12 protein-coding genes are annotated in these 14,645 nt (G+C 38.0%); 3 read left to right on the top strand and 9 right to left on the bottom strand.

What is annotated here, in order from left to right:
• Positions 1-68: 68 nt before the first annotated feature.
• From EFD62_RS07680 to EFD62_RS07670, 3 genes are all read right to left on the bottom strand, one after another.
• On the bottom strand, positions 69-950 hold the full coding sequence (locus EFD62_RS07680; protein ID WP_069195254.1) for a hypothetical protein: 882 nt from the start codon (positions 948-950) through the stop codon (positions 69-71).
• A gap of 173 nt (positions 951-1,123) precedes the next feature.
• Entirely contained in the window at positions 1,124-1,840 is a 717-nt protein-coding gene (locus EFD62_RS07675; protein WP_069196371.1) for a gamma-glutamyl-gamma-aminobutyrate hydrolase family protein, read from the bottom strand.
• A gap of 182 nt (positions 1,841-2,022) precedes the next feature.
• The gene (locus tag EFD62_RS07670) at positions 2,023-2,358 is read right to left on the bottom strand and encodes an STAS domain-containing protein (protein WP_069195255.1); all 336 of its coding nucleotides are present in this window, start codon (positions 2,356-2,358) and stop codon (positions 2,023-2,025) included.
• A gap of 505 nt (positions 2,359-2,863) precedes the next feature.
• Here EFD62_RS07670 and EFD62_RS17755 point away from each other — a divergent pair.
• On the top strand, positions 2,864-3,004 hold the full coding sequence (locus EFD62_RS17755; RefSeq protein WP_170176848.1) for a hypothetical protein: 141 nt from the start codon (positions 2,864-2,866) through the stop codon (positions 3,002-3,004).
• A gap of 59 nt (positions 3,005-3,063) precedes the next feature.
• Here the strand turns inward: EFD62_RS17755 and rd are convergent, their stop codons facing one another.
• Together rd and yyaC are read right to left on the bottom strand one after the other, a co-directional pair.
• Positions 3,064-3,222, bottom strand: a complete 159-nt coding sequence (gene rd / locus EFD62_RS07665; RefSeq protein ID WP_038290204.1) for a rubredoxin — start codon at positions 3,220-3,222, stop codon at positions 3,064-3,066.
• 172 nt (positions 3,223-3,394) lie between these two features.
• Positions 3,395-4,027: a spore protease YyaC gene (gene yyaC, locus EFD62_RS07660; RefSeq protein ID WP_069195256.1), complete on the bottom strand. Its 633-nt coding sequence runs from the start codon at positions 4,025-4,027 to the stop codon at positions 3,395-3,397.
• A 246-nt stretch (positions 4,028-4,273) separates the two neighbouring features.
• Between yyaC and EFD62_RS07655 the strand changes: the two genes are divergently transcribed.
• Positions 4,274-5,410, top strand: a complete 1,137-nt coding sequence (locus EFD62_RS07655) for a SpoIIE family protein phosphatase (protein ID WP_069196372.1) — start codon at positions 4,274-4,276, stop codon at positions 5,408-5,410.
• Positions 5,411-5,686: 276 nt separating this feature from the next.
• Here the strand turns inward: EFD62_RS07655 and EFD62_RS07650 are convergent, their stop codons facing one another.
• The 3 genes from EFD62_RS07650 to EFD62_RS07640 form a co-directional block, all read right to left on the bottom strand.
• Entirely contained in the window at positions 5,687-6,823 is a 1,137-nt protein-coding gene (locus tag EFD62_RS07650) for a glycosyl hydrolase family 8 (protein ID WP_069195257.1), read from the bottom strand.
• A gap of 132 nt (positions 6,824-6,955) precedes the next feature.
• Positions 6,956-9,139, bottom strand: a complete 2,184-nt coding sequence (locus EFD62_RS07645) for a YcdB/YcdC domain-containing protein (protein ID WP_069195258.1) — start codon at positions 9,137-9,139, stop codon at positions 6,956-6,958.
• 100 nt (positions 9,140-9,239) lie between these two features.
• Positions 9,240-10,067 (bottom strand): metallophosphoesterase, encoded by an 828-nt coding sequence (locus EFD62_RS07640; protein ID WP_235832597.1) that lies wholly within the window; start codon positions 10,065-10,067, stop codon positions 9,240-9,242.
• A gap of 216 nt (positions 10,068-10,283) precedes the next feature.
• Here EFD62_RS07640 and EFD62_RS07635 point away from each other — a divergent pair, with 216 nt between their 5' ends.
• Positions 10,284-11,393, top strand: coding sequence for an amidase domain-containing protein (locus EFD62_RS07635; RefSeq protein WP_069195259.1), 1,110 nt, complete (start codon positions 10,284-10,286; stop codon positions 11,391-11,393).
• Positions 11,394-11,409: 16 nt separating this feature from the next.
• Here the strand turns inward: EFD62_RS07635 and EFD62_RS07630 are convergent, their stop codons facing one another.
• Positions 11,410-14,379, bottom strand: a complete 2,970-nt coding sequence (locus EFD62_RS07630; protein WP_069195260.1) for a DEAD/DEAH box helicase family protein — start codon at positions 14,377-14,379, stop codon at positions 11,410-11,412.
• Positions 14,380-14,645 lie beyond the last annotated feature (266 nt).

Here is a 14,645-nt window from a genome sequence, read left to right as displayed (position 1 = left end):
CCCCTATTTTTTTATTTAATAGAACAAACCTTCCAAAGCCCTTCTAGATTTGTCCTATTAGTCCTTAGTTAGTCCTTGTCACTTACGATTTTATCATCTATATCAGCTTTCATGGAGTTAAGGAACTTTTTAACTTCATCATACTGCTTTTCATCAATGAGGGTTTTCATATAATCAATGTTCTGAATAAATTCTCTTCCATCATATTTTCTTTTTAATTCTTCTTCCTTTTGGATTATTTCCCCCATTTTAAACACGCTTTTCACAAGAATAACTGTGAAAATAATGTTAATCAAAAAGCAAAGTATAGTAAGGACTTTATTGGCAAACGTCTCAAAAATTGCAATATTATTAAGAAACAGATTATATATAATAAGTAAATTCAAATAACTAAAAGACAACTGTAAAACTAAAAATTTAACTCGGCTAGTATATGGCTTGTCATTCGATTTGATCTTTAAATAACGAATATTTAAATCAAATTTGTAAATAAAGTAACATATCAATATCATGATAATAAAGTATACTAATGCACATGCAATTGTCATAGCCTGACTGATGTCAAACTCCTCTTTTGACCAACCGAATAAAAGCAGTAATGAAATTATTGTCGTGCCCTGTGCCACAGTAAAAACTACTACCATGACCAATGAGCCAATAATCGACTCAATAATATTCACCCTATAAATAAAGAACACCAAAGCTAAGAAACCAATTACCTGAACCGCCGTTATAAGCATACTTTGCATGACAACGCGCTCTGTCGACACAAGTAAAGCGGGAATAACAATTTGGCTTATTCTAAACAAAGCTGCCGCACTACTTCCTACAATTATTACATTATGAAACTTTGCCGTTTTGTGTTTACCTAAAATCAGCCACGCAAATAAAGCCATTAGAAACTGTTCCGGTAATGAGACTGCAACAAAATATATAATTGAACCCCACATATAAGGAACCCTTTCATATTTGTTAATAATAAATTATCATATAGTGTCGTATTTTTCAACCCATGTATTAAACACTAATATTTTTCGACTTATTTTTCGGCATCCGTGGCTAGCAAAGCAACATTTTGTTTCTATTATTCACCTTTATTTTGCATAACGTTTTGCCCGGTCAACTACATACACGATCTGACAAAGCATCTAAAAAGGTTCAAAAAAGATGAATCTTTCTTCCACATATGTTCCGGATGCCATTGTACTCCTACGGCAAATTTGCAATTACTATGCTCAATTGCTTCAATTATGCCGTCTTCACTTCTTGCAGTTATAATAAAATCCGAAGCCGGTTCCCGGACTGCCTGATGATGAAAGGAGTTTACGCTTATCACTTCAGCTCCATGCGCCTTTTGGACTATGGACCCCTCTTTCAGTGTGACTTTATGTGTAGGATACCACTTTGGGGCGTTCTGCGAGTGCTTGATCAGGTCCTTCTCATTATTCTGAGAATAGATATCCTGATACAGCGTTCCTCCAAATGCAACATTCAAAACCTGTATACCTCTGCAAATTCCAAATATCGGCTTGTCTTTTCCCACGGCTTTCCTCGCTATAAAAAGCTCCATCTTGTCACGATAAGGGGAAATTTCCCCGTTGTACTTATAATTCCATTCTCCCCAGTGCACAGCATCCACATCAGGACCTCCCGAAAGCAGGAAGCCATCGAATACATCGATCATTTCCGACAGCAAACCTTCATCCTCTTCAATCGAAAGGAGAACAGGCATTCCTCCCGATAGAGTTATAGCCTCACAGTATGCTCTATTAATATACATTTTATTTTCATTGTAGTCAAACCAAGGTGTTATCCCAATTATCGGCCTATTCTTTACCATATGCTTTTTCTCCTCCATTTCTCTTTTTAGCTCCATGCCAATCATATATTATATATATGCCTCTAACAGAAAAAGCGCCTTCCTGCTAAGCATAATATCTTAGCCCAAAGACGCCTTTTTTCAAAATAACCCATAATAAATACAATCGAAGTCCATTACTTCCATAGTCTATCTCAAAATATTTATAACTTGCTTAAAGCTTCAGCTTCAGTACCGTAAATTTCTATAAATCTATTGAGTCTGGTAACCTCAAAAAGTTTTGAGATGTCAGGTGTAAGGTTGCACAAAATCATCCTTCCCTTTTTCTCTTTAAACTTTTTATAAGTATCAATAATGATTCCCAGTCCGGCACTGTTCATATATATTACTCCATCCATACTGATTATAACCGTCTCGCCTTCATTTTCCTTTGCAAGATTATCCAATAAATCCTTAAACTCATTCTGAGTAGAAATTCTTATCTGTCCTGTAAGTTTTATAATTTTAACGCCTTCCACCTCTTTTTTTTCAACTTTCATATTTTTAACCTCCTTCAGGTTTATTAATAAGTAAAGCTGTAGAGTTGTAATGACCGTATAATAAATTTACTATCCCTATTGATAATCGTCAAATAAAAATATTTTACAACTGTTTTAGCTTCTTTCCTGAAAAAACAACTCTATTGCGTTATAAAACATGATGATAAACAGACTACAAAGGACAGTTCCTATACACTTTATATAGCGACTGCGATAGTGAATAAAACAAAAATAAGAATGCTAAATAATATTATACATCAATCAAGATATTATTTCAATAAAATATAAATATATTTGGACAAAGAATAAATCTAGGAGAAAAAAACAAATTTTTATAATTTTTTATAGTAAATATTAAAGTAAAACACTTCTGTGCCGATATTGTAATTGAATATAATAAATCTTCGTACTAATTTTCACCGTACCAATTTCTTCATACTAAAGCTCCATATAAGAAAAATAGAAAATAAGTATAATGTACCCTACAGAAGATGGGAGGAATAGTATGTTCTACATAGGAAAAAAAGTCAGGTATATTGATAATGATGCTGTTGTTTTAACCTGGCTCGATGATGAGGTTTTGATTTTTATTGAAGAGAATTATGTTAAATGGGTAGATAAGTCACTTATTGACATCGTACAGTAAAACATGAAACTTGACACATTATACAAAAACGGGACTTTTTAGGCCCCGTTTTTTAATTTCTACTCTTTTTCAAACATATCCTTTCCAACTCCGCATATAGGACATACCCAATCATCCGGAATATCCTCAAATGCTGTACCGGGAGCTATTCCTCCGTCCGGATCTCCCTCCGCCGGGTCATATATGTACCCGCATGCTGTGCACACATACTTTTCCATCTTATTACCTCCTGTAATACGATATAATAATATATTATACCACTATTATACCTTTTGAAAACATAAAATATAAATACTTTAAAGCTTTTCTGTAGTTAGGCATTAGTTCGTATAGAAAAAAGCTTACGCTAGTTTTCTCTTTCGTAAGCTTTTTTCTCCGTTCTTTACAGCACTAATCCGATTGCAACAAAGGCTGCGTTTTTCGCATTGCACTGCATAGCATGGATGATAGTTCAGGATTGCAATTTAATTTCCACAAAACATATCTAATTCCCATCGAAATAATATCTGCCATTTTCATTACTATGCTAAGACGAGTGTTCTGGAGTATCATATAATCCATAAACCCGCCAAAATTGACAATACCGGTTATGTATATGTCGCCTACCGGCGCAAGGTCTTTGTTAACACCGGACCCAGGCTTTATCGAGCCTTCTCCCACAGTTATAAACCCTACATGATCCATCTTTCCAAGGCAGGCATCAATTGCAACAACAAGAGGTCTGTCATAACGCTCGAAAACCCGTTCCATAACCATATAGAGGTTCTTGGCATGAACAGGTTCATCCAGACTCCCATGGATATAAACATTTTCATAGCTAATATCATTTATTTTGTAGCCTACCAGAGGCCCAAGGCTGTCGCCTGTTGACCTGTCTGTTCCAATGCAGACGAATACAATCGATTTGTAGCCATTTTTTAATGAACTATCTATCAGCATGTATAATGCATCAGCAAATTTCTTAAAAGCCCATTCACTGTTTACATCAATTCGTATTTGCTTGCAAATTGTTTTTGCCAACATATCAAATCTCCCAATTTTAATAGTACTCTCAGCCACTATCTATATTATTTCCCGGAATAGTTATTTTATTACTTTATTTTTATATTTTACCCTGGATTACTTGATGTGATATTGATATTAAAGGTCCCCTTTGTTATAATGTATAAGATATCATGGCTTTATTCATATTTTAACCTGAATTTTTCCATCAATTATATTTCCATTGTCCGGGGGATAGTTTTACCCCAGTATGAAAGGATACAGGTTATGGACATATTTAATAATAAACTTTACTTTACAAGCAACACTGAATATAAAACCTTTATAGAACAAATTATAAACGGAATGTATGACTGGGTGAGGGTTATTGATATTGATGACAATATAATCTTTGTCAACGATTCCATGTCAAAAGCTCTGGGCAAAAATTTGCTTGGGGAAAAATGTTATAATGCTATCGGAAGAAGTAAGCCATGCGATAACTGTACTTCAAGGAAAGCAGTTTTTGAAGGAACGATTCAAAACAAGGAAGAGATAATAGGGGAAAAAGTTTTCTCTGTTATGAGCTCACCCATAAGGGATGAGGACGGTAGAATTACCGCTGTTGTTGAAGTTCTTCGGGATATAACCGAGATGAAGAAAATGCAGAAGAAAATCCTTGAACATAATAAAAAGCTTCAAAGCGAGCTCAATATAGCAAGGAAACTTCAGTGCAGTCTTCTTCCAAAGGATTTGCCCCGGGATAAGATCGATTTCTCATATGTTTACAGGCCCTGTGAAGCTATTGGTGGGGACTTTTTGGATATATTCAAGATTGACAATGACCATATGGGAATATATATTGCCGATGTATCCGGCCACGGAGTACCGGCCTCAATGCTGACAGTATTCCTGCGCTCTTCAATAAATAAAAGGACCCTTTCTCCCGCTGAGGCCTTAAATCAGCTTTACAAAGAGTTTAACCGGGATTACTATGACCAAGAGCTATACATCACGGTGTTTTACGCCATAATTGACACCAAAAATAAGAGTATTATATATTCAAATGCAGGCCATAACGTTAGTCCCATACTCTTCAACCACGAAAGCCTCAGGTTTGATATTCTTAGAATACCGGGAGTTCCTATTAGCGACTGGGTTGATGACCCGGCGTACACTGAAAAAATTATTTCCATCGAAAAAGGCGACCGATTGTTTATGTATACGGATGGCATTGTAGAATTGCGAAACACCAAAAATGAGCAGTTTGGTGAGGAGAGGCTTCTTAACATTTTACTGGGCGAAAAGATGAGCCCTGCAATGACCCTTGACCACATAATAGATACTGCTTTGGAATTTGCAAATGTCAAAAATCTCAATAAAATAATTGACGATATTACAATGGCCTTACTGGAAGTTGTGTGAAAAAGTAAAAGCTCGGGACATCGAGTCCCTTCGATTTTGCCCCTTGCATTTCATTCCAAGAGGCAAAGGAAATGCCTTACCAAGATACTCAGGTAAGACATTTCCTTTATCTACTTCTATAAATTATTATTCGCATAAATTCTCTTCTCCGAGTTTTATCAATACTTTTTCAAGTAATTCTTTTGTACCCCTATCCCTTTTAATTATAGATTTTATGACCTTTTTATATTCTTTTAAAGTTAATTCTTCCTTTAATCCCAGTTCCTCACCAACACTCTATTTAGCTAAAGCCAGAGCCCGCAATGCCATAAGGTTGTCAAAGGAATAGAATTCCCCAGTCTCACTGTTCCCGAATCCTCCGTAATATTGAGAGTCCTCATCGGTGACCATAAACTCAAGCATTCTATCTAGAAGCTTTTCAGAAAGCATCTCATCTCCCAAAAGTCCGGCAAAAATGGACCCCAGTGCATATACCGCTGTGCTTTCCATATCAGAAGCAGGCTTTTTACTATTCGGATCATACCACGCATACACTTTTCCTTTTTCCATCTCGCTTCCAAGCCAACTTAACAGCTCATCATTGGAAATGCCGGCCTCTGCCATGCACAGGGCTGTATAAAGGGTATACACAAGACATATCCCTCCGCTTTCTCGGTATTCCTCATCGGGCAGATACTTCCCTAGGCTGTAGTCAAAATGCTTGTAGAATAAAGGTGAAGTCTCCATTTCTCCTCCCGCAATAATACTCAAGCTCCTGTCATATACTTTTTTCCAACCCTTATTATATTCCTTTAATTTATTCATTACCTTCAAATTTAAATAACACAGAGGAGTGGAGGTCTTTGGTATATTGTATTTCCAATCGAAAAACTCATAAAGATTGCCCTCTTTTACCTGGGCATTATATATTCTTTGCTGCAGGGAAAGCGCCAGATCTTTGTATTCGTCCTCTCCCCATTTTTCATATGCCTCAAGAAGTGCACCAATAATTCTTAAATCATCTATGGAAGCATTGCAGAAAGTGTCATTTCCTGTTCTCCATTTTATGAAAAAGTCTTCGGTTATCAGATTTTTACCAAGATACTGGTACTCCCTATCAAACATGCTCTTATTGTTGTCAATTACTGCATATTCCATAAGTATTCCTATTGACTCCGACAGAGTATTTGAATCCCCCCTCTTTGGGTGAGTATTCGTAATGACTCCGCCTTCAGAATCCAATAGATAACTCTCAATAAATTTTAAAAGCATGCGTTTCTTTTCCTCATATTTGCTTATCTGAGGGACTTCATCTAAAAATATGCTTGAAGCAGCAGTAGGACGTACATCTCCCGATCTTTGGCTATAAATTATGCCTCCAAGCACGAATATAAAAGTGATAATGACAGTAATTCCTGAATAAAATCTTTTCATCGCCTCTCCCCCTGTAATGAATGTATGAATTCATATGCTGCAATATTCATCTCTCCAAATCCCAGGGGCGCAGACTTTGCCCAAAAAAAATAGGGAAGGCCCAAAACCTTCCCTTAAATGTATGTCAAAATGTTAAATTTGTAGGTAGTTATAAATTATTATCAGAGCATCTGCTTTTTTAAGTTCATCTTTCGGCCTGAAGTATTCTCCATAGCCGTTCACAATCTTAAGTCCTTTTGCAATAACCACATGCCCGATCAATTCCGGATTAATTTCATCCTTATCCTTGAAGGTGCAATTGAAGATATCACTAATCTCTGCCACCTTACCATAATTTAATGTCCTTATAACAAACTTCACACTGTCTTCTCTTGTCAAATAGGCTTCCGGATTCTTTTCATCCTCTTTTATAATCCCTTGTCTTATGAGCATTTTATAAAGGTCCTCGGTTTCCTCATCGCTGGTTAAGGCATTCTTTCCGTAGAACTGATATCCATATAAAACCTGTGAAATAAGTAGCATGAAGTCCTTTTGCTTTATTTTCTCATCGGGTTTTAACTCAGGGCCTTCCAATCCAACCCCTATTTGAGCCAACAATTCAATCTGCTTCTTTGCGTAGTGGTCTGAAATATCGGTGTACTCCAGAGCCTTATTTTCCTTATACGGTTTTCCGTCACTGTCTAAAATAGCTCCTGTATCGGCATCAAACCTTGCCGGCTTCTGGGTATTAACTGCATATACAAGCTTTGCTTCCGTTTTCTTATCCGCCTTTTCATCCGCACCAGCAACTGACCTCTCGACATATACGACATTATTGCCGTCTATAATATACTGAAGTTCAAGACCTATTTCCTTAAAGAAAATCTCATATATCTTTTCAAGTTCAACAGCCTTTTCTACTGAAGGGAATTTAACATCGTACCATTCTAAACTGTAGCTTTCAATTTTACCTGTTGCAGCATTAAATCCTACTCTGATACCGTTATTTGGGAACAGGACTCCATTGACCAGCCTTGTATAGTTGAATCCTAGATATATAGGCTGTTCACCCTCAGTAGAAGTTATCTCTTCATCCGCTAATTTATCATATTCAGTCTCTTTAAATTTTTCCGGCTGAATTTCCTTTAAGAACTCTTCTACTGTTTTCTTTGCAGCTTCCCTGTCAAACTTCGCAACATCTTCTTTATTGGTTTTACTAATGTTAAAGTTCACTATTTCACCGGTCTTTGCATTGATGGAAACATCTACACCACAGTGACCTTCTCCGTTCTCATCTCCCTCTCTTAGGAAATAAAGATTCCAATTGTAATTGGTTCTGGTTGGCCAGTCTTTGGAAAGATTTGCCCACTCAAGGTTAAATGTATCGTCAAGCTCCAATACTTTTAATTCCCTAGCTATCTTTTCTACGTCTTTCTGAGTCAATAGTCCTGCGACTTCTTCCACCGCTTCCATTTCTTCCGGTGTAAGGACCACGTTTGCCCCACCTATACCGGCATCCAAGAGTTGTTTGCTTTTTTCTGATTCATTGAAACTTATCATATATTCATTTATGCCATTACGTGACCCTGGCACAAATCTTTCCCCTGTGATGGCATCAATATAGTATCCCAGCCCGTATATGGGGGTATATGCGGCGTACACCCTAACGCCGTCCTTTTCTCTTACTGTATTATATGTAAGCCTCAGACCGAGATTTTTCACATACGCCTCCTGCGCTTCTTTAAGGCTTATAATTTTCTCGGTTGAAGGAAAACTAAAATCCTTGTTCCATGTCTTGTTGTAGCTCACCAGCTCACCGGTCTGCTTGTTTATTTCCACCCAAATTCCATCAGACGGAACATCAATCCCATTGTGTGTTCTTACATAGCTGAAATAATATGTTCTGTCATAAATTGATATGTACTGAGCACCCTCCACAAGCTTCAAACTGTCTAATATTCCCGGATTGATTTTTTCAATAATTCCCTCAGCTTGGGCTTTTGCCTCGTCCCTGCTTACTTTCGGAAGCTTTGAATCATCTTGATCCATGTTCTTGTAATAATAGTAGTTCAATATATCCCCAGTGCTATCCACAGCAACGGAAATACTTGAGCCTTGATCCCCTTTTGACTGCCAATCCAGCATCCACATCGTAATGTCGCCCATAGTTCTGGCGGCATAAGAAAATTCACTGTTTTCTTCAGGAATCACAAATAGTTGCTTTACTCTTTTGATTGCATCTTGAAGTCCGGTATCTTCCTTGGCAAAAGCAACCCCTGACAAAGCTGTCGATACAATCATAACCAGTGCTATAACCAGCACCAATTTGTTTTTCATATTTCTTCACTCCTTGTTTATAAATAATTACTAATATTTATTAGACAGTTCATCATTCCGAAAAGTTCCTGAAAATTTAAAAAATATTCTATTTTTTCACCTATTTCTCTTTAATCAATTCAAATACCATAATCTGAGGCCGTGCGAAAAACCTTACGGGAATTGCTGTGGTACCCACTCCATTGCTGACATAAACTCGGGTATACTCTGTATCTACCATACCTGTCCTATATTTCTGTCCATAAATGGAGGGAATATAGGGAGCCCACAGACCAAAGAGCGTAACCTGCCCACCATGGGTATGACCGCTTAGCACGATATCTATTTTATAGTTGCGAATACTTTCTGCATAATCGGGATCGTGCGACAGCAAAATGACAAAGTCATCTTCTCCAACATCTTTAATGAGCGACTCTATAGGCTGAGAATGGCGGTTAAAGTAACCAACTCCGCACACCTTTATCCTGCCGCTTCCATAGTTAATCCATTGGGCTGAGTGTTCAAGAAGGACTATTCCCGCTTCCTTCATGCTTTGCCTTACAAGCTCTCCATTGCTATAATAGTCGTGATTTCCCAATACTCCAAACCTTCCAAGAGGGGCTTTAAGACCTTCCAACTCTTCAAAGCAGGGCTTTATATACTGCTTTCCTTTCTCAACATAATCTCCCCCAACAAAAATAATATCCGGATCAAGATTATTTATCTTTCTAACTAATTTACCCACTCTCTCCTTGGAGAAATTAGGACCATGGTGAATATCGGAAACGAAAACCACCCTTTTACCATCAAAGGAATCCGGGATATTCCTATCCCTTATTTCTATATGTATTACCTTCAGCCAATAAGGCTCTACAAACATATATGCCGATATCAAAATACTGACTACTAATAATGACAATGTAATCTTCCATATTCTCTTTATTTTCATATATTCTCCTGCGGTAATTATACATTTTGCAATAAGCATTTTACATTGATTTTCGATATTGCAAAATACATAATATAAATGCCCTTATTTTGTCTGTTTAATTATACCATAATACAGATCAACTTAATAAGAGAACATGTCTTAATTTTATATATAATTTCTAAAGTTATTAAATAATTCATATAATTCTATGAATAAAAAATAAGGAGAAATGTCATGTACGCGTTTGTAACACTAAAAAGACCAATACTTATAGGTACTATTTTTGTGATTATAATTTGTGCTCTGAGCATAACTATATACAATGCCTCTCCGGTTCTCCCAAGTCTGTCTATTGATGAAGAGCATATAATTATGCTCGATGAAATTTTCAAAGTCAGAAATAAAGCCTTCCTAGATAAAGATCTGGAACTGATAGAGACACTCTACAACAGAAATACAAAGCTTGGGACCTGGGCATTTGAACACCAGGAAAAAAAGATGAAATACCTTCATAACTGGGCTGATAAGCAGGGCATCAAATTTATTGATATAAAATCCAAAGTTAAAATTCGTCAGATAAAGGAACGGGGCACCGGTTATCTTATTAACTTCATAGCTTCTACAGAGTATCATTACACCTACGAAAACCAGCCCGAAACCACCAATTTCTTTAGAATCGGGACCTATCATTCCATGAATCTGGATAACATTGACGGTCAGTGGCTTATTTCAAAAGAATGGTACACAGACCCCTTTGCTGATTCACTAAACACTGAGAATATAAAAGTGGATGAATTTAAACAATACTTACTTAGCTTGGACTCCAGAAACTTCTCTAACCTTAACAAAAGGCGATTAAGCGCAGTCGAATATGCCGACCGCTACTGTGGAGCCGCCTCCGATGAACAATACGGCTATGCCTACAATAAAAAGTACAGGGACTACAACCCCTTGGGCGGAGACTGTGCAAACTTTGCTTCCCAAATACTCTACGAAGGAGGCAAATTCAAGCAGACTGGCGTATGGAGGTATGAAAAAGACGGAAGCAAAGCATGGGTTAATGCCCATGCTTTCAACAGCTACATGCTCCACAGCGGCAGAGGATCATTAATCGCAAAGGGTACTTACAACCAAATTTTTAAAGCCTCCTTCAAGCTACTGCCCGGGGACTATATTGCCTACGAGAAGAAGGGAAAAGTAGTCCATATATCCGTTGTCACTGGCGCCGACTCAAAGGGTTATTCCCTGGTAAGCTGTCATAATACCGACAGATACAGAGTACCGTGGGATCTAGGGTGGAATGACAAAGGTATAAAATTCTGGCTGGTCCGTGTAAACTATTAAAAGGCAATATCAATGATTACATCCAAATATTGCTCAGTTGCTTTTTAGATCCGAGGAAATTTACTCTACCGTAATTTTCCACCACTTTTTTACCCTCTTCCCCCTTTAGGTATACAATATTACCGGGACTTACATACTTATTCCAGTATTTGCAAAAGACTGTCGCTTTGTCCTTGTGATTAAACAAGGACGGAAGAGGATGATAACAAGCCAGTTGCGGATTAGACTTGTCAAATCCGAATCCGATCATGCAATTTAGCCTCTCAAAAGTGCCCTCCGGTATTTTCTCCTCGTACCTTTGCACCGCATATCTCTGATCCTCTATAGGCGCCAGTATCTCTGCCAGCGACGTGGAGAACGTCTGCGAGTCCTCCTTCGATGCCTCAAGATAAACCCTAAGGCTTCCATCAGCCCTTTCCGTTACTGTTATTTTCCTTTCATACAAGTCCCGGCTGATGAATCCGCATTCCTTCAGGGCATAAAACAGGCATTTCGATATATCTGTTATAGAATCAATAGCAGGGCGTCCCATAAAGAGATTATTTCCGTATTTCCAGAATCCTCTTATATCCGTAACAGACTTAACTCCCATAAGGACCCCTGCCGCAACAACAGGAAGAGCTCCAAAAGGTCCAAGAGTCATGCCTGCCGCCGCCATCATAATTGCTCCGATACTTCCTACACCGCAGGCTATTCCCAGCTTAAGCTTTCTTCCCAAGGTTCCGAACTCTTTTTTCATAAGGCCCGCAGTCTTCATTTTATATGGCTTTGACAGCCTTAGCTCACAGCAGCCCAACTCAATATTTGAAAAGGGCTCACCTATTTTCCATGCCTTATAGACATCTTCTCGTTCCCTAAGCTTCTTCAACATTCTTGCGTTGATACTCTGTATGCCCTCCTGCATTATTTTGCTTTCATTAAAGGACAGCGCTGCATCTACATGGTCAATTCCCTGCTGAATTCTTCCATCCTCACATATCCCGTAAAACTGCTTATGCTTTTTCAAAAGCCTGTCAAGGTCATTATAGCCCCTCTCCAATCCAGGAGCAATGCATACTATATCCCAGTTGTTTGCCAGCTTCTGAGGTTCTTTCTCGTTCTTTCGGATGCTTCTTCCCCTCAGCTGGTTAACCGAGGCAAAGGTTGTAGCAGTAGACAAGTCAATTAATGTATTTAGCGCAATGCTGTCCCATCCTTCACTAAATAGTCCCCTTGTGCCAATAAGGCACTTTGTGACACCTTCTTCAAGTAGATATGTAGTAAACAGAACAGCCGTTTTTGAGTTCCAATCCTTACCGGAACCACAGATAGTGCAGAACAATCCTTCGATCCCCGGCTGTACTTCAAGCTTTACATCCAAGGAATTTTCTTTTGCCCACTTGGTTCCAAGCTCTACATATTGATTTGAGATGTCATCATCACAGAGTAAATTCTTCGCTGTAACCATCACAGGATTGAGCTTATCAATTTCAGGATCTGCCACAAGCTCCTTCAACACACTTACAGCTCCTCCGCTCTCCTCGTCAAGCACATTTTCAACCTTTTTTAATGACAAGGCATTGGAGATCTCAAAGTCTGTAATAACAGCCACCCTAAGCTTATCTCCCATGCTGAGCATTTCCTCTTTAATAATATCCTTTACAGCCAAAAGCTTGCTCCTGCTGTAGGCCAAAACCCGGTCAATGGGAGAATTGTGATTTCGTATTCCCCTTTCCGTAAGAATAAATCCCAAACTTCTTAACGCAAGCTTGATATCTTCATACAATACTCTATCTTCCTCGCTATCGCTCACCTTGAGCTTATGCAGTGAGAAATCCTCAATAAGATAGCACCAATCCTCCACCGACATTTCATTATACATATTTTCGGTTATCGTTATGTCCCAAGGAAGCTTACAGCCATTCTTTATAAGATACTTAACACCTGCAGTAGCAAAGCCTGGCCTTGAATTTACAAACTTCGTCCAATCCTGCTTCCCACCGGATACAAGTTTTCTTTCAACAATCCTTTTCTCTACCCAGTTATAAAAATCGCAGTCTTTTTTATCAAATTTCTCAATTAGTGCTTTATACCGCCCATGGGTATCCTCTATAAATTTAAGCTCCTCTTGGGTCGGTATACAGAAATAAACCAGATCCTGATAGGGAGAGAGCATGCCATCCTTTACGACAGCAGGAGTAGGTAGCTGAAAATCTATCTCCCCCAACAGCGCGCTATAACATTCAAAGCTTTCCCCTTCGTCGCTAGAAGGCGGAGTTGCAGTAAGTCCAATAATGTTCGTTGCCTCAATTTCCTTTATTATCTCTCTCATCACAACGGCCCAATAGTTTTTCAGGTGGTGGCATTCATCAAACACAACGGTCTTAACGCCCATTTCTTTGAGCTTCCTTATTAGCTCCCTTGTGTTGGGATGCAGTATTTTAATAAAATCGCCGTCGGATTTCTCAAAAACGCTGTTTCTGAGCTTCTTTGTGTATTTGGAAATTTCTTTATTGTATTCGGCAAGATTCTTTTCTTTCATCTTATGTATTCTGTCCAAAGCCTCTTCTTTGGCTATCCCCAGAGATTCGCTTATGGTTTCAGCCCACATACCCTCGGACACACTTCTATAAGAATCGGTATCATTGTCCGGTATACTGAGCACCTGATAAGTAAACACATTAATAGGCTTTAGGGAATTGGGATTTGCCCCTATTATCTCATCCTTATTAATGTTCGAGCCTTCCGGTATAAAAAGGTCAAATTTGTCAACCCACTGTCCCTGAATGGCAGTATTGGGGCATATAATAACCGCTGGAGACTGAAGCCTTATAACACATTCTAATCCAACAATGGTCTTGCCTGCTCCCGGAGGCGCTACTACATGAAAATGCAAAGGACCATTTTTACTTTTTATCTGCTCACTTTTAAAGCTCTGGAGAATCATATCCTGGTGTTTTCTGAATGGATATTTAAACTTTAATGCACCAAATTGCACATTACTCATTTTCTCTCACCCACCTGTAATATAAATAAAATCATGAAAAGACCTGTACAAATAAAACCGTTTGCTGCATAGACAATGTAAAATAATTATATGATATTAATACATTCATTTCAAGTTTTTGTGGGATTCTTTAATGTTTTGTAGAGGATGGGAAAAAAGCGAAAAATAAATAAGAGGACTAAATAATCCTCCTATTTTATGATATTAGTATAATTTTTTGACCGTTCAATGAATCCATTTCATTCAAAGAATCCATTTCATTCAAA

The organism is Acetivibrio mesophilus, from assembly GCF_004102745.1.
GTDB classification, from domain to species: Bacteria; Bacillota; Clostridia; order Acetivibrionales; family Acetivibrionaceae; genus Hungateiclostridium; species Hungateiclostridium mesophilum.
Note: the sequence above shows the minus strand (reverse complement) of the source record. Positions and strands in the feature narration are given on the sequence as shown.